Here is a 21601-nt window from a genome sequence, read left to right as displayed (position 1 = left end):
CTGGTCCAATCAGCTTGTATATACAAGCATAGGCATCCTATGATTCCGCCAACAGGCCGCGCATCGCGCCGCGGCGTCGATCATGGAGACTGCCTTGGAACAATCGAACCGATACCGCGACGTCGAGATCCGCGCGCCGCGCGGCAACCAGCTCACCGCCAAGAGCTGGCTGACCGAAGCGCCGCTGCGCATGCTGATGAACAACCTCGATCCGGACGTGGCCGAGAATCCCAAGGAACTGGTGGTCTACGGCGGCATCGGCCGCGCCGCGCGCGATTGGGACTGCTACGACAAGATCGTCGAGACGCTCAAGCGCCTGGAGGACGACGAGACCCTGCTGGTGCAGTCGGGCAAGCCGGTCGGCGTGTTCAAGACCCACGCCAACGCGCCGCGCGTGCTGATCGCCAATTCCAACCTGGTGCCGCACTGGGCCACCTGGGAGCATTTCAACGAACTCGACGCCAAGGGCCTGGCCATGTACGGCCAGATGACCGCCGGCAGCTGGATCTACATCGGCAGCCAGGGCATCGTGCAGGGCACTTACGAGACCTTCGTCGAGGCGGGCCGCCAGCACTACGGCGGCAAGCTGGCCGGCCGCTGGGTGCTGACCGCCGGCCTGGGCGGCATGGGCGGCGCGCAGCCGCTGGCGGCGACGCTGGCCGGCGCCTGCTCGCTGACGATCGAATGCCAGCAGGCCAGCATCGATTTCCGCCTGCGCACCCGCTATGTCGATGAACAGGCGGCCGACCTGGATGACGCGCTGGCCCGCATCGCCCGCTACACCCGGGAAGGCCGCGCGGTGTCGGTGGCGCTGTGCGGCAACGCCGCCGAGGTGCTGCCCGAGCTGGTGCGGCGCGGCGTGCGCCCGGACATGGTCACCGACCAGACCAGCGCCCACGATCCGCTCAACGGCTACCTGCCGGCCGGCTGGACCTGGGCCGAATACCGCGAACGCGCCAAGCGCGAGCCGGCCGCCGTGGTCAAGGCCGCCAAGCAGTCGATGGCCGTCCACGTCGAAGCCATGCTGGCGTTCCAGCGGCAGGGCGTGCCGACGTTCGACTACGGCAACAACATCCGCCAGATGGCCAAGGAGGAAGGCGTCGCCAACGCCTTCGATTTCCCGGGCTTCGTGCCCGCCTACATCCGCCCGCTGTTCTGCCGCGGCGTGGGGCCGTTCCGCTGGGCCGCGCTGTCGGGCGATCCGCAGGACATCTACAAGACGGACGCCAAGGTCAAGGAACTGATCCCCGATGACGCGCACCTGCATCGCTGGCTCGACATGGCGCGCGAGCGCATCCGCTTCCAGGGCCTGCCGGCGCGCATCTGCTGGGTCGGCCTGGGGCAGCGCGCCAAGCTGGGCCTGGCGTTCAACGAGATGGTGCGCAGCGGCGAGCTGTCGGCGCCGGTGGTGATCGGCCGCGACCATTTGGATTCCGGCTCCGTCGCCAGCCCCAACCGCGAAACCGAGGCCATGCGCGACGGTTCCGACGCGGTGTCCGACTGGCCGCTGCTCAACGCCCTGCTGAACACGGCGGGCGGCGCCACCTGGGTGTCGCTGCATCACGGCGGCGGCGTCGGCATGGGCTTCTCGCAGCATGCCGGCATGGTGATCGTGTGCGACGGCACCGATGCCGCGGCCGAACGCATCGCCCGCGTGCTGGCCAACGACCCGGGCACCGGCGTGATGCGTCATGCCGATGCCGGCTACCAGGCCGCGATCGACTGCGCCCGCGAGCAGGGCCTGGACCTGCCCATGGTCAACGCCCAGCGCTGAGCCGCGGCCGGCGCGCACCGCCAAGAACCGGGCGTCGCGGCGCGGCGCCCGCAAGGAGACAACGCATGGGGCAGGACCGCGGGTCGCTGATCGAACGGCGCTCGATCGACTTCATTCCCGAGACCGAGCGCCACGGCCGGCTCTACAGCCAGTTCACGCTGTGGCTGGGCGCCAATCTGCAGATCACCGCCATCGTCACCGGCGCGCTGGCCGTGGTGCTGGGCGGCGACGTGTTCTGGTCGCTGATCGGGCTGTTCATCGGCCAGGTGTTCGGCGGCGCCGTCATGGCGCTGCACGCGGCCCAGGGCCCCAAGCTGGGCCTGCCGCAGATGATCTCCAGCCGGGTGCAGTTCGGCGTCTACGGCGCGGCCATCCCGATCGTGCTTGTGTGCCTGATGTACCTGGGGTTCACGGCCACCGGCACCGTGCTGTCGGGTCAGGCCATCGGCCAGCTGCTGGGCGTCAGCGACAGCGCCGGCATCCTGCTGTTCGCGGCCGTCATCGTGCTGGTGACGGTTTTCGGCTACCGCATGATCCACCTCATCGGGCGGGTCGCCAGCGTGCTGGGGCTGATCGCGTTTGTCTACCTCTTCAGCCGCGTGATCGCGCTGGGCGACGTCGGCCAGCTGCTGCAGATCCGTCATTTCAGCTGGGCCTCGTTCCTGCTGGCGGTGTCGCTGGCGGCCTCGTGGCAGATCGCCTATGGCCCGTACGTGGCGGACTACTCGCGTTACCTGCCCAGCCGCACCTCGTCGTTCAAGACCTTTCTGGCGGTGGGCCTGGGGTCGGTGGTGGGCGCGCAGATCGCGATGACGCTGGGCGTGCTGGCGGCGGCGATGGCGGCCGGGCAGTTCGCCGGCCGCGAGGTGGCCTACATCGTCGGCCTGGGCGGCGCCGGCGCCACCGCGGCGCTGCTGTACTTCAGCATCGCCTTTGGCAAGGTCACGATCTCGACGCTGAACTCGTACGGCAGCTTCATGTGCATCGCCACCATCATCAGCGGATTTCGCGGCCATGTGGATATCTCGCGGCGCCAGCGGCTGGTATTCGTGGTGCTGATCGTCGGCGCGGCCACTTGCGTGGCGCTGGCGGGCCAGCATTCGTTCCTGAACGCATTCAAGTCGTTCATCCTGTTCCTGCTGGCCTTCTTCACGCCCTGGAGCGCCGTCAACCTGGTGGACTATTACTTCATCAACCGCGAGCGCTACGATGTGGCGGCACTGTCGGATCCGGACGGCCGCTATGGCCGCTGGAACTGGCCCGGCATCCTGGTGTACGTGTTCGGGGTGCTGGTGCAGATGCCCTTCATCTCGACCAAGCTCTACACCGGCCCGATGGTCGCGCGCCTGGGCGGCGTCGACATTTCCTGGATCATCGGGCTGATCGTGCCCGGCCTGCTCTATTACGTGTTCGCCCGCCGCGGGCAGGCGCCCGCGCCCCGCCCGGTCCGGCGCGGACACGACATCGCATGACACCGAACATCCGTCCTGGAGAATAAGAAATGGATCTGCATCTGAACCCCGGCCACCTGACCCTGGCGCAACTGCGCCAGGTGTACCAGCACGCGGGCCGCGTGACGCTGGACCCGGCCGCCTACGGCCCGATCGACGCCAGCGTCGCCTGCGTCGAACGCATCATCGCCGAGGGCCGCACCGCCTACGGTATCAACACCGGCTTCGGCCTGCTGGCCTCCACCAAGATTGCGCGCGAGGACCTGCAGGCGCTGCAGAGCTCGCTGGTGCTGTCGCACGCGGCCGGCGTGGGCGAGCCGCTGGACGACGCCATGGTGCGGCTCATCATGGTGCTCAAGATCAACAGCCTGGCGCGCGGCCGCTCGGGCATCCGCCGCCAGGTCATCGACAGCCTGATCGCGCTGGTCAATGCCGGCGTCTATCCGCACATCCCGCTCAAGGGTTCGGTGGGCGCCTCGGGCGACCTGGCGCCGCTGGCCCACATGTCGCTGCTGTTGCTGGGCGAAAGCCGCGCCCGCTGCGACGGCGAGTGGCTGCCGGCCAAGGCCGCGCTGGCCCGAGCTGGCCTGGCGCCGCTGACGCTGGCCGCCAAGGAAGGCCTGGCCCTGTTGAACGGCACCCAGGTGTCGACCGCCTATGCGCTGCGCGGCCTGTTCGAGACCGAGGACCTGCTGGCCGCCGGCCTGGTCTGCGGCAGCCTGAGCGTGGAAGCGATGCTCGGCTCGCGCGTGCCGTTCGACGCCCGCATCCACGAGGCGCGCGGCCAGCCCGGCCAGATCGACGTGGCCGCCGTCTACCGCGACCTGCTGACCGAAGACAGCGAGGTCGGCCATTCGCACGTCGATTGCGACAAGGTCCAGGACCCCTACTCGCTGCGCTGCCAGCCGCAGGTCATGGGCGCGTGCCTGACGCAGATTCGCCACGTGGCGCAGGTGCTGCAGATCGAGGCCAATGCCGTGTCCGACAACCCGCTGGTGTTCGCCGAACAGGGCCACGTGCTGTCGGGCGGCAACTTCCATGCCGAGCCGGTGGCGTTGGTGGCCGACAACCTGGCCCTGGCGCTGGCCGAGATCGGCGCGCTGTCCGAACGCCGCATTTCGCTGATGATGGACAAGCACATGTCGCAGCTGCCGCCGTTCCTGGTGAGCAATGGCGGCGTCAATTCGGGCTTCATGATCGCGCAGGTCACGGCGGCCGCGCTGGCCAGCGACAACAAGGCGCTGGCGCATCCGGCCAGCGTCGACAGCCTGCCGACCTCGGCCAACCAGGAAGACCACGTGTCGATGGCGCCCAACGCCGGCAAGCGGCTTTGGCCGATGGCCGACAACGTGCGCGACATCCTGGCGATCGAGTGGCTGGGAGCCTGCCAGGGACTGGACTTCCGCGCGGGGTTGAAGACCTCGCCCAAGCTGGAGCGCGCGCGCGGCCTGCTGCGCGAGCAGGTCGCGCACTACGAGAAGGACCGTTTCTTCGCGCCCGACATCGAGGCCGCCAGCCGGTTGATCGCCGGCCGCCACCTGAATGCGCTGATGCCGGCCGGCCTCTTGCCCAGCCTGTGAGCGCATCGACGATGACGGGAGCACGCCCATGAAACAGATCTGGCGCAACTGCCACGTGGCGACGATGGCCGGCGGCGAATACGCCGCCGTCGAACGCGCCGCGCTGGTGACGCGCGGCCAACATATCGAGTGGGTCGGCCCGGAAGCCGACCTGCCGCGCGGCGACGAGGCGGCCGAGCACGACCTGGGCGGCGCCTGGGTGACGCCGGGGCTGATCGACTGTCACACCCACCTGGTGTTCGGCGGCGATCGCAGCCAGGAATTCGAACAGCGCCTGCAGGGCGTGGACTACGCGGTGATCGCGGCCCAGGGCGGCGGCATCGCCAGCACGGTGCGCGCCACCCGCGCCGCCACCGAGGCGCAGTTGTACGCCAGCGCGCGGCGGCGCGCGCTGCACCTGCTGCGCGATGGCGTGACCACGCTGGAGATCAAGTCCGGCTACGGCCTGGACCTGCCCAATGAACGCAAGATGCTGCGGGTGGCGCGCCACCTGGGGCAGACCCTGCCGTTGACCGTGCGCGCCACCTGTCTGGCGGCGCACGCGCTGCCGCCTGAATTCGCCGGCCGCGCCGATGACTATATCGACGAGGTCGCGCGCCGCATGCTGCCGGTGCTGGCGGCCGAGGGGCTGGTGGACGCGGTGGACGCCTTCTGCGAGCACCTGGCCTTTTCGCCGGCGCAGGTCGAGCGCGTGTTCCAGGCCGCGGCCCAGCTGGGCCTGCCGGTGAAGCTGCACGCCGAGCAGTTGTCGTCGCTGCATGGCGCCAGCCTGGCCGCGCGCCATGGCGCACTGTCGGCGGATCACCTGGAATACCTGACCGAGGCCGACGTGCGCGCCATGGCGGCGGCCGGCACGGTGGCGGTGCTGCTGCCGGGCGCGTTCTACGCGCTGCGCGAAACGCAGCTGCCGCCGATCGACCTGCTGCGGCGCCACGGCGTGCCGATCGCGATTTCCAGCGACCTCAACCCGGGCACCTCGCCCGCGTTGTCGCTGCGGCTGATGCTGAGCATGGCATGCACCCTGTTCCGCCTGACGCCGCAGGAGGCGCTGGCCGGCGCCACGATCCACGCGGCGCGCGCGCTGGGCCTGCAGGCCAGCCACGGCGTGTTGGCGCCGGGCAAGGTCGCCGACTTCGTGGCGTGGGACATCGCGCATCCCGCCGAGCTGGCGTACTGGATCGGCGGCGAACTGCCCAAGCGGGTCATCCGCCACGGCGAGCCGGTCTGCGCGACCGCGCTGGACTGACGCGGCGGCGCCGGCCCGAGGCCAGCGCCGCGCGCGGGGATCAGGCCGACAGCGCCAGGCGTTCACGCACCGGCAGGGCCGGCCGCGCGTATTCCTGCTGGCCGGCCGGCAGCCGGAAGGTGCTGACCGACTGCTGCAGGCGCTGCGCCTGCGATTCCAGCGAGGCCGCCGCGGCGGCGGCCTGTTCGACCAGCGCGGCGTTCTGCTGCGTCACCTGATCCATCTGCGTGACGGCGGTGTTGACCTGGTCGATGCCGGTCACCTGTTCGTGCGAGGCGCTGGCGATGTCGCCGACCAGCGTGGTCAGCCGCTCGATCGCCGCCTGGATTTCCTCCATGGTGCGGCCGGCGGTCTCGACCTGCACCGCGCCGGCCTGCACCGTCGCGCCCGAGGCGCCCAGCAGCTGCTTGATTTCCTTGGCCGCGCTGGCGCTGCGTTGCGCCAGCGAGCGCACCTCGCCGGCCACCACCGCGAAACCCTTGCCCTGCTCGCCGGCGCGCGCGGCCTCGACCGCCGCGTTCAACGCCAGGATGTTGGTCTGGAACGCGATGCCGTCGATCACGCCGACGATGTCCTCGATGCGCCCCGAGTCCTGCGCGATCTCGCGCATGGTGGCGACCGCGCTCTGCACCGCCGCGCCGCCGCGGCGGGCCACTTCCGAGGCCTCGGCGGCCATGGCGTTGGCCTGGCGCGCGTTGTCGGCGTTGCTGGTGACGGTGGACAGCAGCTGTTCCATGCTGGCCGCGGTCTCCTCGAGCGAGGCGGCCTGTTGCTCGGTGCGGCTGGACAGGTCCTGGTTGCCCGCGGCGATCTCGCTGGAGCCGGTGTTGATCTCGGCCACGCCGTCGCGCACCGAGTGCACCGTCTGGACCAGGCTGGCCTGCATTTCCTGCAGATACGGGATCAGTTGGCCGACGCAGTTGTTGCCGTAGGTCGCGATGGGCGCGGTCAGGTCGCCCGAGGCGATGTGCTGGAAGTGGCGCTTGACCACGTTCAGCGGCCGCTGCATGAAGAGCACGACATAGCGGTCGCCCAGCACCAGCAACAGCAGGCTGATGCCCAGCACGATGCCGATGCCGACATAGGCGTCGCGGCGTTCGACGCTGGATCGTGCGATCAGGTCTTCCTGGCGCTGCCTGGCGTAGGCCTGGTAGTTCTCGATGCTCTTGCCGAAGGCGCGGCTGGCGGTGACGACCGGCCCCGAAGCATGGGCGCGGGCCTTCTCGATGTCATCCTGCGCCAGGAAATTGCGCTGCACCGCGATGCCGCCGTTGACCAGCGCGTCGAAGTCGTTGCGCAACGGGTCGAGGATCGACGCGGGGGTATCGTTCTTGGCCGACTCCAGGAACGCCTGCTGGTTCTTGCGGGCTTCCTGCAGCGCCGCGTCGATCGCGCGGCCTTCTTCGGCGGCCGGCGCGGCCAGGCCGTCGCGGGCGTACTCCAGCTGCCGCGCCAGCCGCAGGCGGGCGCGCATGATCTGGTCGTTGATGAGGGACAGCGAGGAAACTTCGTTCAGCAGGTCGTTGCTGGCTTCGAGGGCGTCGCCGGCGTGGCGCAGGCCGTTGACGCTGATGGTCGCCTGGCCGGCGAACAGGACACTGATCATGAGCAGCGTGCTCAGGATCATGCGGCGGATGGTGATGTCTTTCAGGAACTGTGTCATACGCGTCTTTCTAGGGGGGTAGGAGACTGCCTCACCCCGGACAACGGCCCGGCCCCCTTTGATATTTAGCGCGTGTTGCACATCTTACGTATGTGTCGATTGATCCACGATATATAACGACATTAACTGTAATAAAAGTGTCTTTTCACCGTGCGGCGGGCGCTTCGGCCGGTTCGATCGCGCCAAAGCGCAGCCGCGCGAAGCTCGCCAGGCTGGCCAGGGCGGCGCACAAACCGCCCAGCCACAGCGCGATCACGGCGCCATGGGTGGTCGACACGTTGAAGCACGCCGCCACCAGCGCGGCGCCGGTGGCCTGCCCCAGCAGCCGCACCGTGCCGATCATGCCGCTGGCCCCGCCCGCGCGCGACGGCGGCGCCGAGGTCATGATGGCGCGCAGGTTGGGCGACTGGAAGAAGCCGAAGCCGGCGCCGCACAGCGCCATGCGCCACGAGATGTCCCAGGCCGAGGGCGCGGCCGGCAGCACGGCCAGCGACGCCATGCCCAGGGCCAGCAGCGCCAGCCCCACGCCGCCGAGGATGCCGGCCGGATAGCGGTCCGACAGGCGGCCGGCGATGGGCGCCATGATCGCCACCACCACCGGCCACGGCGTGATGAGAAAGCCGGTATGCACCTGGGTGTAGCCCAGCACCGTCTGGAACAGGAACGGCAGCGACACGAACGCCAGCGCCTGCGCCGCGAATGCGCACACGGCGGTGGCGGCGGACAGCGCGAACAGCGGCCGGCGCAACAGGTCCACCGCCAGGATCGGCGCGGGGTGGCCGGCCTGGCGCCGCATCAGCAGCCACAGGCTGGCCGCCGCCAGGCCCCATTCCAGCGTCACGCGCGGCCACGGCGCGCTGTGCGCCAGTTCGTTCGAGCCGAGCACGAACAGGCCCAGCGTCAGCGCGCAGAGCGCCGCCGCCAGGCCGTCGAAGCCGTGCGGCGCGCGCGTGGTCAGGGGCAGGCCGCGCAGGCCCAGCGCCACCGCCAGCAGGCCGATCGGCACGTTGATCAGGAACAGCCAGTGCCACGATCCCAGCAGCAGGATGGTGGAGGCCGCGGTCGGCCCCGCGGCGAACGACAGGCCCACCACCATCGCGTTCAGGCCCATGCCGCGACCCAGCACCGGGGCCGGATAGATGAAGCGCAGCAGGGCCGCGTTCACGCTCATGACGCCAGCCGCGCCCAGGCCCTGCAGGATGCGGGCCGCCACCAGCACCGGCAGCGACGGCGCCAGCCCACAGGCCAGCGAGGACAGCGTGAACACCACGATGCCGACCATGTAGACGCGCCGGTGCCCCAGGATCTCGCCCAGCGCCGCCGCCGGCAGCAGGCCCGCGACCATCGCCAGCTGGTAGCCGCTGATGACCCAGATGGAGCCCGCGTCGCTGGCCTGCAGGTCGCGCGCGATGGTCGGCAGCGCGGTGTTGGCGATGGCGGTGTCGAGACTGGCCATGCAGACCGCCAGCATGACCGCCAGCAGCGCGCCCAGGCGTTCGGACGCCGGCAGGCCGCGGCCCGCCGGATGGATGGTGTTGCTTGAGAAGGAGAACATGAGGAGACGCGCGGCGAAACGCCGGGGCCGACGGCTGTGGGTGAGCGTTGATTCTAGTGCGACATGTCGATTCAACGCTTCGTCAGCCGGGCGCGCATGACCGCGCCGTCGACCGGGCGTGGCGCGCGCATGGCTGGCGGGCGCAATGGCGCGCGCGGGGTGATTATCGGCCGCTCGGCATTAATGCGACCGGGCGGTCACCCGTGGCGGCGGCGGAATAATCATCAAAGCATAATCTCGCCGCCGGCAATTCCCGCATTTTTCAGGACGTCTGTTACTAATTGAAAATTCTCTAATGTGCTGAATTACAACAAAATATCCAATCCCGGATTAATCGTGTTTTCATAGAGACAATTCAATTCGTTGTCCGGGATTCTTAATCCGTTTGGTGAGAAGTGGTAAGCGATGCGGGTTTGAATTTAACCAAATTGTGCCCGCCTACTTTATTCGCCGTACCATGGTTGTTATGCAGGTCTGACAGTGCAGCAGTATTTCGTGGGAGTGATTCATGAAACGCTTGTCCTTGTGCGCGACGACTCTGACTTTGACACTGGCGGCGGCCGGCGCCCTGCCCCAGGCGGCGTTGGCCCAGACCACGGCCAACATGACGGTGACGCTGACCATTACGGCCAATTGCACCATTGCCGCGAATAACCTGAGCTTCGGCAGTCACGGCCTGCTCACCACCGCGGTGACGGGCAATACCACGGTCAACGTGACCTGCACCAATACCACGCCCTATACCGTCGGCCTGAGCGCCGGCAGCGGTTCGGGATCCACCTTCGCCACCCGTTATATGAACGGGACCGGGACGGGCAATACCGCCAGCACGGTGCAATACCAGTTGTACCAGCCGGCGCCCAACCAGACGGTGGTCTGGGGCGATACCGGCTCCACCGATCGCGTCGGCGGCGTCGGCAATGGCTCATCGCAGGCGCTGACCGTGAACGGCACGGTGCCCGTGCAGAGCACGCCGGCGCCCGATACGTATTCCTCGACCGTGACCGCGACGGTGTATTTCTAGTGGCCCGCCCATTCGCGGGCCGTCTTTTCCGCATACTGGTCGGTGCGGCGTTCGCCTGGAGCGTCCTGGCCGTGCCGGCGCGGGCGGCGACGCTGCAGATATCGCCCGTGCTGGTGGACCTGCCGCCGCAGCAGAGCGCCACCGGCATCATGCTGCGCAATCCGGGCATCACGCCCATTTACGGCCAGGTGCGCGTCTACGCCTGGGACCAGGCCCAGGGCGATGACGTGCTGGCGCCGACCGAGGCGATCCAGGCCAGTCCGCCCATCATCCAGGTGCCGCCCAAAGGCGAGCAATTGGTGCGGCTGGTGCGGGCAGGCAAGGACGTGGCGCCGCTGGAGCAGAGCTACCGGCTGGTGATCGACGAGATTCCCGATCCGTCCACGCCGCTGGTCAATGGCGTGGTGTTGCGCATGCGCTATTCGGTGCCGGTCTTCGTGGCCGGCGCCACGCCCGAACCGACGCCGGAGCTGGCCTGGCACCTGGCGCGCGACGGCAAGGAATGGGTATTGCGACTCGCCAATACCGGCACCCGCTATGCGCAGGTGGCGGCCCTGCAGGTCGTGGGCGGCGCCGATGCGCAGCTGGGCAAGGTCGACGGGCTGCTGGGTTATGCCCTGGCGCAGCGTCAGCGCGAGTGGCGCTTTCCCGCCAGGCAGGCCGCGCCCGGACAGGTAAGGATCAAAGCGCTGGTGAACGGCAATCCCGTCACCGTGACACCGCGAACCGACTGACTGATTGCGTCCCGCGCCGCCTTGTCGGCGGCCTCGGGGTAAGAGAAGGCAGCCCATGGCAGTACGCGCTATCCGTGCATGCGGGCGCTGCGCATGCCGCTTCGCGCTCGTGCTGTTCGGAGCGTCGGCGGTGGCGGCGGATTTGCCCATCCAACTGGTGTCGTTCGGCGATATCGCCGAACGCGATGTCTATTTGGAGGTGAGTATCAACGGCGTGAACACGACGCAGCTGTTGCGTTTCCGGGACGCACAGGGCCGCCTGTCGGCCAGCCCCGGCGCGCTGGGGTCGGTCGGCGTGGACGTGAGCAAGATGGGCGCGGCGCGCGACAGCGAGATCCGGCTCGATGACATCGCCGGGCTGCGCTACACCTACAACGCCGCCATGCAATCGGTGAACCTGGTGGTCCCCGACGGGCTGCGCCAACCGTTCCAGGTGGATACCCGCGGCCTGCCGCAGACGCCGCGCGCGACCGCGGGGCGCGGCCTGCTGGTGAACTACGAGGCCTATGCGCAGACCGATGCCTACAGCACCGTGTCGCTGTACAGCGAACAGCGCTATTTCGACAGCCATGGCACGCTCAGCAATACCGGCACCACCTATCTGGGCGGACGCGCCGACCGCTATGTGCGCTACGACACCTACTGGACCCATTCCAACCAGGACACGCTGCGCACGCTGCGGATCGGCGACACCATCACCTCGTCCCTGAACTGGTCGCGCTCGGTGCGGGTGGCCGGCATCCAGTGGGGGAGAAATTTCGCGTTGCGTCCGGACCTGGTGACGTTTCCGGTATCGTCGCTGAGCGCGTCGTCGGTGGTGCCGTCGTCGGTGTCGCTGTACGTCAACGGCGTGCAGCAGTATTCGGGCAATGTGCCGGCCGGGCCGTTCGTGGTCAACCAGATCCCGGGCATCACCGGCTCGGGCCAGGCCACGCTGGTCACGCGCGACGCGCTGGGGCGCAGCGTCAGCACTTCGGTGCCGCTCTACATCGACACGCGCATGCTGGCGGCCGGGCTTTCCAGCTATTCCATCGAGATGGGCGTGGCGCGGCGCCAGTTCAGCGTGCGCTCCTTCGACTACGACAAGCGTCCCGCCGTCACCGCCTCGGGCCGTTACGGCCTGGACGACGCGCTGACGCTGGAGGGCCATTCCGAAATGAGCGCCGGCGTCTACAACGTCGGCGCCGGCGCCCTGGTCCGGCTGGGCCAGGCGGGCGTGGTCAACGGCGCATTGTCGGGCAGCGCCGGCCACTACAACGGCGGCCAGGTGAGCGTGGGCTACCAGTATGTCGAGCCCGCGTTCAGCGTCGAACTGCAGACCGTGCGCGCGCTGGGCGACTATGGCGACCTGGGCTCGCGCGAGGACGCGCCGATGCCGCGCCAGACCGACCGCGTGACCTTCTCGCTGCCGCTGACGACCTCGCAGAGCGTCGCGTTCAGCTATATCGGATTCCGCATGCCGCAGACGCCCGCCGCCCGGATCGGATCGGCCTCGTACACCGCCAACCTGCACAGCCGCGTTTCGATGAACCTGAGCGCGTACAACGATTTCTCGCAAACCAATTCGCACGGTGTCTATCTTGGCTTTTCCATCCTGCTGGGCGACAACACCCAGGCCAGCGCCTCGGTGGGCCGGCAGGGCGACCAGAGCATCTACAGCGTCGGCGCGCAGCACAATGTGGACTATGACGGCGGCTGGGGCTGGGGCGTGGAGAACGGCCGCAGCGGCGGCCGGCAGTACAACCAGGGCAAGGTGCAGTTCCTGGGACGCTATGGCCAGCTGACCGCGCTGGGCCAGGACTACGGCGGCAAGAGCCAGGCGGCGTTGCAGGCCACCGGCGCCGTGGTGCTGATGGACGGCGCGCTGACGCCCTCGCGCCGCATCAACGATGGCTTCGCGCTGGTCAGCACCGACGGCACGCCGGATGTCTCGGTGCTGCACGAGAACCGCAAGCTCGGCCGCACCAACAGCGCCGGCCACCTGCTGGTGCCGGACCTGAATTCCTACCAGGTCAACCGGCTGTCCATCGACCCCGATGAACTGCCGGTGGACATGAAGCTGGAGACGACCAAGGCGGTGGCGGTGCCGCAGTCGGGTTCCGGCGTGCTGGTCAAGTTCGAACTGCAGCGCTACGCGGCGGCCTCGGTCATCCTGCGGCGGCCCGACGGCGCGGCGGTGCCGGTGGGCGCGCAGGTCGCGCACATCGAAAGCGGCAAGCAGTCGGTGGTGGGCTACGACGGCATCGCCTTTGTCGAGGACCTGCAGGCGGAGAACCATCTGCGGGTCAAGGGCGGCGGCGTGTCGTGCGTGGTGGAGTTCCCGTACCGGCACGATCCCGCGCGGCCGCTGCCCACGCTGGGGCCGTTCACTTGCCAGCCGTTGAAGGAGCCCGGCCAATGAAGTCCATCCTGTTCGCGCTGGGGGTGGCGTTGGGGGCGGGATGGTCGGCCGATGCCCAGGCGACTTCGTGTTCGCTGGGCGCCGCGACCACCAATACGACCAACTTCGGCCCGGTCAATCCGCTGCTGTCCACCGATACCTACGCCGACAGCAACACCGTGGCGGTGACGTGCAACTTCACCGCGCTCGCGTTTGGCGCGCGCCTGTGCTTTTCCGCCGGGGTGGGCACCACCAGCCCGTCGACGGCGGCGCGGGCGCTGGGCTCGGGCGCCTATCGCATGAACTACAACCTGTACACCGACAGCGGCCACAGCCAGGTCTGGGGCAATGCGACCACCTCGGCGCCGACCTCGGTGCTGCTGGCCGGGCCGGTGTTGTCGACAGGGTCGGCGTCGACGTCGTTCGCCTATTACGCCAAATTGCCGGGCAGCCAGACCACCGTGTCGACCGTCGGCAACGCCAACACGCTGTACAGCGAGAGCTACACCAACACGATACGCGTCGACATCTCCTGGGGGCTGTTGGCGAGCCTGCTGGTGAATTGTCCGATCGCCGCGCCCAGCCAGACGTTGTACGTGCCGCTGACGGTGCAGGCGACGGTGCAGAAGAACTGCTCCATCAATACGACCAACATGGCGTTCGCGCCGCAGGGGCTGCTCAAGCAGGCCGTGACGGCGACGGCCCAGATCACGGTGCTGTGCACCAACAACAATGCCTTCGCCGTCGCGCTCAACGGCGGCTCGGTGGCCGGCAACGTGCTGGCGCGCAAGATGAAGCACGCGACCGCCGCGGATACCGTCAGCTATCAGCTCTACCATGATTCGAACTACGCGACGGTCTGGGGCGATGGCGTGACCGGCGGCACCGCGCTCAACAGCACGGGCACGGGAGCCAACCAGCAGTTCACGGTCTATGGCCGCGTGCCGGCGCAGACCACGCCGCGGCCGGGCAACTACAGCGACACGGTCCTGGTCACGATCACGTTCTGAGGACGGGCGCCGGGATCGCCCCTACAGCGATTCGGGCTCGCGCCGCAGCGAGAAGCCCTGCGCCTCGTTCATCGCCAGGTAGCTGACGTTGCGCGACACCACCGGCGGCTTGTCGCCGTCATGCAGCGCCAGCAGGCCGTCCAGCACCATCTTGTCGGCCAGCGTCATGCGGTCGATCATGCGCAGGTACTGCATCCAGCTTTCCACCAGGAAGACCTCGCGCCAGACGCCCTCGCGCTCCAGGTCGCGGAACAGCTGCCATTGCTGCGCGCCATTGCGCAGCCGCAGCAGGCGCAAGGGCCGCGCCGCGTCGATCAGGGCCGACAGCTTTTCCTTGGGGATCAGGTATTCCACCGCCACCAGCACCGCGCCGTGCTGGGTGTTGAAGCCGGCGGCCGAGAGCGCCGGCTCGGTGGTGTCGGCGCGCGCCAGCGATTGCGTGTTGACCTGCTCCGGCAGCCGCGAGCGGTACAGCAGCGCGACGGTGATGGCCAGCATCACGCCCGCCGCCGACAGCGCGCCGGACACGCCCATGGTGCCGGCGAAGTGGCCCCACATGAACGAGCCCGCCGCCAGGCCGCCGAAGATCGCCGTCTGGTAGAGCGCCAGCGAGCGCGCCTTGACCCAGTCGGGCACCAGCATCTGCACGGTGGTGTTGTAGGTGGCCAGCACGCCGATCCAGCAGGCGCCGGACACCAGCAGCGCCGGAAACGCCAGCCACAGCGTGCTGGTCAGCCCCAGGATCAGCAGGCAGGCGGCCAGCAGCCCGGCCGCCACGCTCACCAGTCCGCTGGCGCCCCAGGCCGCCTGCAGCCGGCGCACCACGGCGCTGCCGAGGATGGCGCCGACGCCGAGCGCGCCCAGCATGTAGCCGTACAGCAGCGCGTTGCCGTCCTCGTGGTCGTAGGCCAGCAGCGGCAGCAGCGCCCACAGCGCGCTGGCCGACAGGCCGAAGGCGAACGCGCGCAGCATCACCACCCGCGTCACGGTGGAGTGCTGGGTGTAGCGCAGCGCGGCGACCACGCCTTCCAGCAGGCGTTCCGGCGGCAGCCGGCGCGGCGCCACGTCGCGGCGCCAGCGCCAGATGGCCCAGATCAGGCCGCCGTAGCAGACGCAGTTCAGCAGGAACACGACGGGCGCGCCGGCCGCGCCCAGCAGCAGGCCGCCGATGGCCGGCCCGACCGCGCGCGCCACGTTGTAGTTGACGCTGTTGAGCAGCACGGCGCTGCCGATGTGCTCGCGCGGCACCTGTTCGCCCACCGCCGCCTGCCACGCGGGGGTGACGATGGCGCTGCCGATGGCGATGCAGAAGACCGAGACGATCAGGGTGATGGGGTGCAGCAGGCCGATGAAGGCCAGCACGGTGATGAAGATGCCGCCGGCCAGCTCCAGCAGCATGCCGACCAGCATGACCTTGCGGCGGTCATAGTTGTCGGCCAGCACGCCGGTCAGGATCGACAGGGCCACCAGCGGGAAGGCGGCGGCCACCTGGATCATGGCGACCATCAGCGGGCTGCTCTGCTCGGTGGTGATGACCCAGGCCGCGGCCACCGACTGCGCCCAGGTGCCCAGGTTGGCGAACAGGTTGGCGATCCAGATGATGCGGAACGCCGGGAAGGCAAAGGGGGATAGCGTGCTGACCCGCAGGACCGGCTTGGGGGCGGCGGCGGGCGCGCCCGGCGATGTGGGGGGAAGATCGTTGTTGGCCGAGACGGGCTGGAGCATGGAGGCCTCTGTGATCACCCGGCGACGGCGGGTGGGGGCTGTCCAATGGTACGCCTATTGAGAGGCCGGGTTAAGGCAAGGCGCCGCGCGCCCCGGAGACGCGCGGCGCGCGGGACGCGCTCAGGGCTTGGCCGGGGCCGGGCCGGGGTAGGCCTGGTTCAGGTACTCGACGATCAGGGGCACCTGTTCGGCCGGAATCGGCGCGCCATAGGTGCCGACCATCTTCTTGACCTCGGCATCCCAGAAGCCCAGCGGCATGGGCGGCTGCGAAGACAGGTAATCGACCGAATGGCACATCAGGCACAGGGTGGCGCCCTGGGCGCCGGGGCCGGTGCCGGGATGCAGCGTGGCGGTTTCCTGGGGCAGCTGGATGTCCAGGGCGAACGCGGGCGCGGCGGCGCTGGCGGCGGCCAGCGCCAGGACCAGGCGGGCAAAGGGGATCATGGCGGGCTCCTGGCTCAGGCGGCGTCGATGCGCACGGTTTCGACCACGTTGCGCATGTAGCCGGCCGGATTCCACAGCGGCTCCAGCGGCTGGGTCTCGCCGGCCTGGTTGGTGGCGCGCGCCTTGAGCGCGTAGCGGCCGGCCTGGGTGGGCGTGAACTCGGCATGCCATTCGCGGAAGGAATAGCGTCCCAGGTCCTGGCCCAGCGTGGCGGCGCGCCAGGTCTTGCCGTCGTCGGCCGAGAACTGCACCTCGCGGATGCCGCGGCCGCCGTCGAAGGCGATGCCGCGCACCTGCACGCGCGCGCCCTTGGCGACGCGGGCGCCATCGGCCAGGCTGGTGATGAAGCTGCGCACGTTGTAGCGGCCGATGGGACGGGTCTTGTCCGGCGCCTTGCCCGCGGGCGTACAGGCGCAGTCGTTGTCGGGGATGCGGTAGGCCTTCTGCATCCAGAAGCCGTCGAACTCCTTGTCCAGCACCTGGATGTCCGCCAGGTGCTTGACCCAGTAGGTGCCGTAATAGCCGGGCACCACCAGCCGCACGGGATAGCCGTTGAGCATCGGCAGGTCGGCGCCGTTCATGGCGTAGGCCAGCATCACCTCGCCGTCCAGCGCATGGGCCGCGTCCAGCGCCTTGACGAAGGCGGGCGTGCCCTGCAGCACCGGCCGGTCCAGGCCCTGGAACGTGACCTGGCGCGCGCCGGCCTGGATGCCGGCCTTCTCCAGCACGCGCTTGAGCGGGATGCCGAGCCAGCGGGCGTTGCCCATGGCGCCGTTGCCGAGCTGGCCGCCGCCCACGCGCGGCTCGAAGAAGCCGCGGCTGTTGCCGGAGCACTGCGTCACGGCCACCAGCTCGACCGGCTGGCCGAATTGCTGCTTCAGGTCCGCCAGCGACAGTTCCAGCGGCGTGCCGACCGAGCCGCCGATGCGCAGCCGGTAGGCGGTGGCATCGATAGCGGTGGGGATGTTGCCCAGGTGGTAGCGCACGAAAAAGGCGTCGTTGGGCGTGATCACGCTGTCGTTGAACACCGCGAACGGCGTTTCCAGCTGCGGCGGCCGCGAGGTCTGGCGGATCAGGGGGCGTTTCTGGGGGTAGGCGATCAGGTCGCGCTCGCCATTGGCGAACGGCAGGGTGACGGTGGCGGGGGCCGCCAGGCTGGTGAGGGCGTGGCCGGCCAGCGTGCCGGTCGCGCCCAGGGTACAGGCCTGGCGCAGGAAGCGCCTGCGCCCATCCGTATCGAATGCGCTCATGCATGTCTCCTTGTGTTTTTCTAGTACCCTCGCCTGCGGCGTGGTCGAATCAGGCTACGCCCGCCGGCCTGACAAATGCGTTAACAGTTGCGTCGGCCGTTCCAATAACCGCGTTTTCCGCGCCCAGCGCGCCTGACCTCCCGATGCGACTGACCTTCAACCGATCGGCGTTCGCCGCCCTGCTCGCCGTGACCGTGGTGGAGGTGCTGATCGCCACCCTGGGCAAGCCCTACCCGCTGTTGCGCGGGTTCGTGGGCGATGTGCTGGCGGTGGGCTGGGCCTATCTGGTGTATCGCAGCTTCATCCGCGCGGGCGTGCTGCCGCTGGCGGTCGCGGCGCTGCTGACCGGCTACGCGGTCGAGTTCGGCCAGTACCTGGCGCGGCTGTTCGGTTGGCGCCTGGAACAGCCGGTGCTGCGCATCCTGCTGGGCAGCGTGCCGGACTGGTGGGACGTGCTGGCCTACACGCTGGGGTTCTTCCTGGTGCTGCTGCTGGCCGGGGCGCGGCGCCGGTGGCGCTCGGGCCGTCAACCGGTCGGCTCCCAGGCGGCCGGGACCTAGACCATCGGGGCTGGGGCCGGGCGCGCGCAAGGCGCCCCGGATGGATCGCGCCCGTCCTGATGGGGGGCGATCGGCGTCAGCCCGCCTGGATGGCGGGCGTGCGCTTGTCGGCCTGGACCGACGGCGCGGCTTGCGGCCGCAGCCGGGCGTTGCGGAACGGCGCCAGGCATTCCGACCACGACGAGGGGAACAGGGGCGTGGCATGGCGCACGGCATCGCGGCCGGCGTAGTGAGCCAGCAGCTGCTGGCCGATGGGGGCGTCTCCCAGGGGATGGCGGGTGGTCATGGTATTTCCGTATTGCATTGAAAGTGTATTCATTGTACCAGTCGGCCGCCCATGCCGCCAACCCCGGTTGCCCACGCCAAGTCCTTGATATCAGAGGGACCGTCCCTTTTATGAATGATCCGCAGCGGGAATACCCTAGTCGATCAAAACGGTAGATGGTATACAATGTTCATCATCGGTCGAAGACTTCGGCCGCCCCTCCCTCACCAGACCTGGAGCGCGTCATGGCTGAACTGATGAACCGAGATGAATTCCGTACCGCGTTGGAAAACGCAATCAAGGGCAAGAGCGCCAACGCCTCGCCGTTTTCGATCGCCTGGGCCGAAGGCAAGCTCAGCCGCGAACACCTGTCGCGCTGGGCCGAGAACCACTACCACTACGTCGGCCCGTTCGCCGACTACCTGGGCTACCTGTACGCCCGCACGCCCGACACCTACACCGAGGCCAAGGATTTCCTGCTGGCCAACATGTATGAAGAGGAAATCGGCGGCGACCGCCATACCGATCTGCTGATCCGCTTCGCCGAGGCCTGCGGCACCACCCGCGAACGGGTCACCAATCCGGACAACATGTCGCCCACGACGCGGGCGCTGCAAAGCTGGTGCTACGCCGTGGCGATGCGCGAAGACCCGATCGTGGCCGTGGCCGGCCTGGTGGTGGGCCTGGAATCGCAGGTGCCGTCGATCTACCGCAAGCAGACGCCGACCCTGCGCGAGAAATATGGCTTCACCGATGAGGAAGTCGAGTTCTTCGACCTGCACATCGTGTCCGACGAGATCCATGGCGAGCGCGGCTACCAGATCGTGCTGGAGCACGCCAACACGGTGGAGCTGCAGCAGCGCTGCCTGAAGATCTGCGAGATCGGCGCGCAGATGCGGCTGCTGTACACCACCGCGCTCTATACCGACTACGTGCAGCAGGAAATCGCGCTGCCCGAGCTGGGCCTGGCCGCCTGAGTCCCCTGCCCGCCGCCGTCGCCCGCGCCGTCCGCGCGGACCGCGGCGGGCGCCATTGGATACCTGATCCATGCCTACCGTCGTATTCCACAAAGACGGCCAGACCCATACCGGGGTGGTGCCGGACAACGCCAACCTGGTGGTGCGCGCCGGCATCCGGCAGTTTCCCTTTCCGCACCTGCGTTACGAATGCGGCATGGGCAAGTGCGCCAAATGCGCCTGCCGCGTGCTGTCGGGGGCGGAACACCTGCCGCCGGTGAACTGGAAGGAAAAGAAGCAGCTGGGCGAGCGCATCGACGCGGGTTACCGACTGGCCTGCCAGCTGTGGCTCGACCACGATATCGAACTGGCGCAGGACGTCGAGGCGGCGGCGCCGCGCGAGGTCGTTGCCGCCGCCGAGCAGCGCTAGCCGCCAGGCCCTTCCCGAACGCAATCTGCAAAGGAACCGCGCATGACCCGCGACGCGAATGACGCCGTGTTCGTGATCCTGACGTCCAAGCCTGGCGTGTACCGCACCGAGGCGGACGCGCTGGCCGAGATCGTCGAGACCTACGACTACGCCTGCGATGGCCGCCTGCGCGCCGTCTTCAGCATCGCGCGGCTGCGCGGACCGAGCCGGCTGGTGGTCACCGAGGAAACGCCGCCCTATGTGGTGAACCGGGTGCCGTCCAAGTTCCTGGAGGCCTTCGGTTCGCTGGAGGCCGCGCGCCAGGAGCTTATCCACCTGACCCGCTTCGGCAGCATCGATACCACCCTGACGCGGCATCCCGACCGCGTCGCCGCGGAGCAATGAGCAGCATGGTCAAGATCACGTTTCTATCGAATGGCGGCAAGGTGGCCCAGGCCCCGGAGAACAGCAATCTGCTGCGGGTGTCGCTGAAGGAAAAGGGCGGCATTCCGTTCAAGTGCGGCGGCGGCCTGTGCGGCACCTGCAAGTGCCGCATCGAGCAGGGGCTGGAAAACACCGACGCCATCAAGCCCAAGGAACGCAAGCACCTGCGGCCCGAAGACTTCGAGGCCGGCTATCGCATGGCCTGCCAGACCTTCGTGCTGGGCGACGTGGCCGTGTCCTGGGTGGTGCGCGACGGCAAGGGCGTGGTGACGGACGCTGAGGCGCAGCCGGCCGCGTCATGAGCGCCGCGCGGTCATCGTCACGGCGCCGCGACGGCCGCGCCTGATGGCCGCGGCCGCGCTCAGGCGGCCGACGAGTGCGCCTGGCGCGTCTCGGTGTAGGCCTTGGCGGCGTTGTGCACGTGCTGGCTGGCCAGCAGCGCGGCCAGGTCGCCGTTGCCGGCGATGACGGCGTTCAGGATTTGCGAGTGTTCGTCCCAGTTCTGCTTGGCGCGGTGCATGTTGCTGGGGGCGAACAAGAGCGCGGTGCGGTCGCGCAGCGAACGCATCAGGTCGGTCAGCACCACGTTGCCGCCGATGGTGGCCAGCATTTCGTGGAACTGCGAATTCAGCGCCAGGAACTTGTCCAGCTGCTCGCTGCGCGCGGCCTCGGTGCCTTCGCGCAGGAACGCCTGCAGGCGTTCGACCGTCTTGTCGTCGCGGCGCTGCGCGGCCAGCTTGGCGTTCAGGCCTTCCAGCGTGGCGCGCACTTCCACCATGTCGTAGGCCACCGCGTCCGACAGCACCGACACCGACGCGCCGCGGCGCGGTTCGATGGTGACCAGCCCTTCGGCGGCCAGCGCCCGCAGCGCTTCGCGCACCGGGATGCGCGACACGCCCATTTCTTCCGACAGACGGCCCTCGACCAGGCGGTCGCCGGGCGTGAATTCGCCGCTGAGGATGCGCTCGCGCAGCTTGTCGCGGATGACCGCGAACAACTGCGGATGCTGCTCGCCGATCTTCAGTGGAGCAGATTGCTGCGTGTCTACGGCTTGCGAGCTGACGGGCGAAGTGGTCATGGCGAGCAGGTCTGGCGGAATGGATACAGTCTTCATTGTATTACCGGGCGGGG

General features: G+C 68.8%; 20 protein-coding genes. 13 read left to right on the top strand and 7 right to left on the bottom strand.

Annotated elements, in window-relative coordinates:
- The first annotated feature begins 82 nt into the window (after positions 1 to 82).
- From hutU to hutI, 4 genes are all read left to right on the top strand, one after another.
- The gene (hutU, locus tag AOZ53_RS15595) at positions 83 to 1774 is read left to right on the top strand and encodes a urocanate hydratase (RefSeq protein WP_054434001.1); all 1692 of its coding nucleotides are present in this window, start codon (positions 83 to 85) and stop codon (positions 1772 to 1774) included.
- 65 nt (positions 1775 to 1839) lie between these two features.
- Positions 1840 to 3246: a purine-cytosine permease family protein gene (locus tag AOZ53_RS15590; protein ID WP_054488401.1), complete on the top strand. Its 1407-nt coding sequence runs from the start codon at positions 1840 to 1842 to the stop codon at positions 3244 to 3246.
- Positions 3247 to 3275: 29 nt separating this feature from the next.
- The gene (gene hutH / locus AOZ53_RS15585) at positions 3276 to 4805 is read left to right on the top strand and encodes a histidine ammonia-lyase (RefSeq protein WP_054488399.1); all 1530 of its coding nucleotides are present in this window, start codon (positions 3276 to 3278) and stop codon (positions 4803 to 4805) included.
- Between the two features lie 28 nt (positions 4806 to 4833).
- The gene (gene hutI / locus AOZ53_RS15580; RefSeq protein WP_054477487.1) at positions 4834 to 6051 is read left to right on the top strand and encodes an imidazolonepropionase; all 1218 of its coding nucleotides are present in this window, start codon (positions 4834 to 4836) and stop codon (positions 6049 to 6051) included.
- A gap of 40 nt (positions 6052 to 6091) precedes the next feature.
- On the opposite strand, the gene AOZ53_RS15575 is transcribed toward hutI, so the two are convergent.
- Both AOZ53_RS15575 and AOZ53_RS15570 read right to left on the bottom strand, forming a co-directional pair.
- A complete protein-coding gene (locus AOZ53_RS15575; protein WP_054488397.1) occupies positions 6092 to 7714 on the bottom strand; it encodes a methyl-accepting chemotaxis protein in 1623 nt (540 codons plus the stop codon).
- Between the two features lie 145 nt (positions 7715 to 7859).
- On the bottom strand, positions 7860 to 9269 hold the full coding sequence (locus AOZ53_RS15570) for an MFS transporter (RefSeq protein ID WP_054433996.1): 1410 nt from the start codon (positions 9267 to 9269) through the stop codon (positions 7860 to 7862).
- Between the two features lie 508 nt (positions 9270 to 9777).
- Here AOZ53_RS15570 and AOZ53_RS15565 point away from each other — a divergent pair.
- Genes AOZ53_RS15565 through AOZ53_RS15550 form a run of 4 tightly spaced genes read left to right on the top strand, consistent with a single transcriptional unit; the run spans position 9778 to position 14417 of the window.
- Entirely contained in the window at positions 9778 to 10293 is a 516-nt protein-coding gene (locus AOZ53_RS15565) for a spore coat protein U domain-containing protein (protein WP_054433995.1), read from the top strand.
- Positions 10293 to 11027, top strand: coding sequence for a fimbrial biogenesis chaperone (locus AOZ53_RS15560; RefSeq protein ID WP_231689818.1), 735 nt, complete (start codon positions 10293 to 10295; stop codon positions 11025 to 11027). The genes AOZ53_RS15565 and AOZ53_RS15560 overlap by 1 nt, the downstream gene beginning before the upstream one ends.
- Before the next feature lie 55 nt (positions 11028 to 11082).
- Entirely contained in the window at positions 11083 to 13428 is a 2346-nt protein-coding gene (locus AOZ53_RS15555) for a fimbria/pilus outer membrane usher protein (protein ID WP_082385648.1), read from the top strand.
- A complete protein-coding gene (locus tag AOZ53_RS15550; protein WP_054488395.1) occupies positions 13425 to 14417 on the top strand; it encodes a Csu type fimbrial protein in 993 nt (330 codons plus the stop codon). The genes AOZ53_RS15555 and AOZ53_RS15550 overlap by 4 nt, the downstream gene beginning before the upstream one ends.
- Before the next feature lie 21 nt (positions 14418 to 14438).
- On the opposite strand, the gene AOZ53_RS15545 is transcribed toward AOZ53_RS15550, so the two are convergent.
- The 3 genes from AOZ53_RS15545 to AOZ53_RS15535 all read right to left on the bottom strand — a co-directional run bounded on the left by AOZ53_RS15545 (position 14439) and on the right by AOZ53_RS15535 (position 17836).
- The gene (locus AOZ53_RS15545; RefSeq protein WP_054434028.1) at positions 14439 to 16142 is read right to left on the bottom strand and encodes an MFS transporter; all 1704 of its coding nucleotides are present in this window, start codon (positions 16140 to 16142) and stop codon (positions 14439 to 14441) included.
- Between the two features lie 120 nt (positions 16143 to 16262).
- A complete protein-coding gene (locus tag AOZ53_RS15540; protein ID WP_054433993.1) occupies positions 16263 to 16586 on the bottom strand; it encodes a SorB family sulfite dehydrogenase c-type cytochrome subunit in 324 nt (107 codons plus the stop codon).
- Between the two features lie 14 nt (positions 16587 to 16600).
- Positions 16601 to 17836: a SorA family sulfite dehydrogenase catalytic subunit gene (locus AOZ53_RS15535; RefSeq protein WP_054433992.1), complete on the bottom strand. Its 1236-nt coding sequence runs from the start codon at positions 17834 to 17836 to the stop codon at positions 16601 to 16603.
- 143 nt (positions 17837 to 17979) lie between these two features.
- Here AOZ53_RS15535 and AOZ53_RS15530 point away from each other — a divergent pair, with 143 nt between their 5' ends.
- Positions 17980 to 18396, top strand: a complete 417-nt coding sequence (locus tag AOZ53_RS15530) for a ribosomal maturation YjgA family protein (RefSeq protein WP_054433991.1) — start codon at positions 17980 to 17982, stop codon at positions 18394 to 18396.
- A 76-nt stretch (positions 18397 to 18472) separates the two neighbouring features.
- Here AOZ53_RS15530 and AOZ53_RS15525 read toward each other — a convergent pair whose 3' ends face one another.
- Complete coding sequence (locus AOZ53_RS15525; RefSeq protein WP_054433990.1) at positions 18473 to 18682, bottom strand: hypothetical protein; 210 nt, start codon at positions 18680 to 18682, stop codon at positions 18473 to 18475.
- A 224-nt stretch (positions 18683 to 18906) separates the two neighbouring features.
- On the opposite strand from AOZ53_RS15525, the gene AOZ53_RS15520 reads away from it, so the two are divergent.
- The 4 genes from AOZ53_RS15520 (at position 18907) to AOZ53_RS15505 (ending at position 20772) form a co-directional block, all read left to right on the top strand.
- Entirely contained in the window at positions 18907 to 19638 is a 732-nt protein-coding gene (locus tag AOZ53_RS15520; protein ID WP_006387284.1) for a TenA family transcriptional regulator, read from the top strand.
- A gap of 70 nt (positions 19639 to 19708) precedes the next feature.
- Positions 19709 to 20047 carry a 2Fe-2S iron-sulfur cluster-binding protein gene (locus AOZ53_RS15515; RefSeq protein ID WP_054433989.1) on the top strand — a complete coding sequence of 113 codons (339 nt, stop codon included), beginning with the start codon at positions 19709 to 19711 and terminating at the stop codon, positions 20045 to 20047.
- Positions 20048 to 20089: 42 nt separating this feature from the next.
- Positions 20090 to 20431 carry a ferredoxin gene (locus AOZ53_RS15510; RefSeq protein WP_082380514.1) on the top strand — a complete coding sequence of 114 codons (342 nt, stop codon included), beginning with the start codon at positions 20090 to 20092 and terminating at the stop codon, positions 20429 to 20431.
- Entirely contained in the window at positions 20428 to 20772 is a 345-nt protein-coding gene (locus tag AOZ53_RS15505; protein ID WP_054433988.1) for a 2Fe-2S iron-sulfur cluster-binding protein, read from the top strand. Before AOZ53_RS15510 ends, AOZ53_RS15505 begins: the two co-directional genes overlap by 4 nt.
- Positions 20773 to 20831: 59 nt before the next feature.
- Here AOZ53_RS15505 and AOZ53_RS15500 read toward each other — a convergent pair whose 3' ends face one another.
- The gene (locus AOZ53_RS15500) at positions 20832 to 21548 is read right to left on the bottom strand and encodes a GntR family transcriptional regulator (protein WP_054433987.1); all 717 of its coding nucleotides are present in this window, start codon (positions 21546 to 21548) and stop codon (positions 20832 to 20834) included.
- Positions 21549 to 21601 lie beyond the last annotated feature (53 nt).

It is taken from the genome of Achromobacter sp. 2789STDY5608621 (assembly GCF_001299375.1).
GTDB lineage: Bacteria > Pseudomonadota > Gammaproteobacteria > Burkholderiales > Burkholderiaceae_B > Achromobacter > Achromobacter insuavis.
Note: the sequence above shows the minus strand (reverse complement) of the source record. Positions and strands in the feature narration are given on the sequence as shown.

Coding starts and splice junctions, on each gene's coding strand:
- hutU (WP_054434001.1), top strand. CDS start 83: ATGGAGACTGCCTTGGAACAATCGAACCGATACCGCGACGTCGAGATC.
- AOZ53_RS15590 (WP_054488401.1), top strand. CDS start 1,840: ATGGGGCAGGACCGCGGGTCGCTGATCGAACGGCGCTCGATCGACTTC.
- hutH (WP_054488399.1), top strand. CDS start 3,276: ATGGATCTGCATCTGAACCCCGGCCACCTGACCCTGGCGCAACTGCGC.
- hutI (WP_054477487.1), top strand. CDS start 4,834: ATGAAACAGATCTGGCGCAACTGCCACGTGGCGACGATGGCCGGCGGC.
- AOZ53_RS15575 (WP_054488397.1), bottom strand. CDS start 7,714: ATGACACAGTTCCTGAAAGACATCACCATCCGCCGCATGATCCTGAGC.
- AOZ53_RS15570 (WP_054433996.1), bottom strand. CDS start 9,269: ATGTTCTCCTTCTCAAGCAACACCATCCATCCGGCGGGCCGCGGCCTG.
- AOZ53_RS15565 (WP_054433995.1), top strand. CDS start 9,778: ATGAAACGCTTGTCCTTGTGCGCGACGACTCTGACTTTGACACTGGCG.
- AOZ53_RS15555 (WP_082385648.1), top strand. CDS start 11,083: ATGGCAGTACGCGCTATCCGTGCATGCGGGCGCTGCGCATGCCGCTTC.
- AOZ53_RS15550 (WP_054488395.1), top strand. CDS start 13,425: ATGAAGTCCATCCTGTTCGCGCTGGGGGTGGCGTTGGGGGCGGGATGG.
- AOZ53_RS15545 (WP_054434028.1), bottom strand. CDS start 16,142: ATGCTCCAGCCCGTCTCGGCCAACAACGATCTTCCCCCCACATCGCCG.
- AOZ53_RS15540 (WP_054433993.1), bottom strand. CDS start 16,586: ATGATCCCCTTTGCCCGCCTGGTCCTGGCGCTGGCCGCCGCCAGCGCC.
- AOZ53_RS15535 (WP_054433992.1), bottom strand. CDS start 17,836: ATGAGCGCATTCGATACGGATGGGCGCAGGCGCTTCCTGCGCCAGGCC.
- AOZ53_RS15530 (WP_054433991.1), top strand. CDS start 17,980: ATGCGACTGACCTTCAACCGATCGGCGTTCGCCGCCCTGCTCGCCGTG.
- AOZ53_RS15525 (WP_054433990.1), bottom strand. CDS start 18,682: ATGACCACCCGCCATCCCCTGGGAGACGCCCCCATCGGCCAGCAGCTG.
- AOZ53_RS15520 (WP_006387284.1), top strand. CDS start 18,907: ATGGCTGAACTGATGAACCGAGATGAATTCCGTACCGCGTTGGAAAAC.
- AOZ53_RS15515 (WP_054433989.1), top strand. CDS start 19,709: ATGCCTACCGTCGTATTCCACAAAGACGGCCAGACCCATACCGGGGTG.
- AOZ53_RS15510 (WP_082380514.1), top strand. CDS start 20,090: ATGACCCGCGACGCGAATGACGCCGTGTTCGTGATCCTGACGTCCAAG.
- AOZ53_RS15505 (WP_054433988.1), top strand. CDS start 20,428: ATGAGCAGCATGGTCAAGATCACGTTTCTATCGAATGGCGGCAAGGTG.
- AOZ53_RS15500 (WP_054433987.1), bottom strand. CDS start 21,548: ATGACCACTTCGCCCGTCAGCTCGCAAGCCGTAGACACGCAGCAATCT.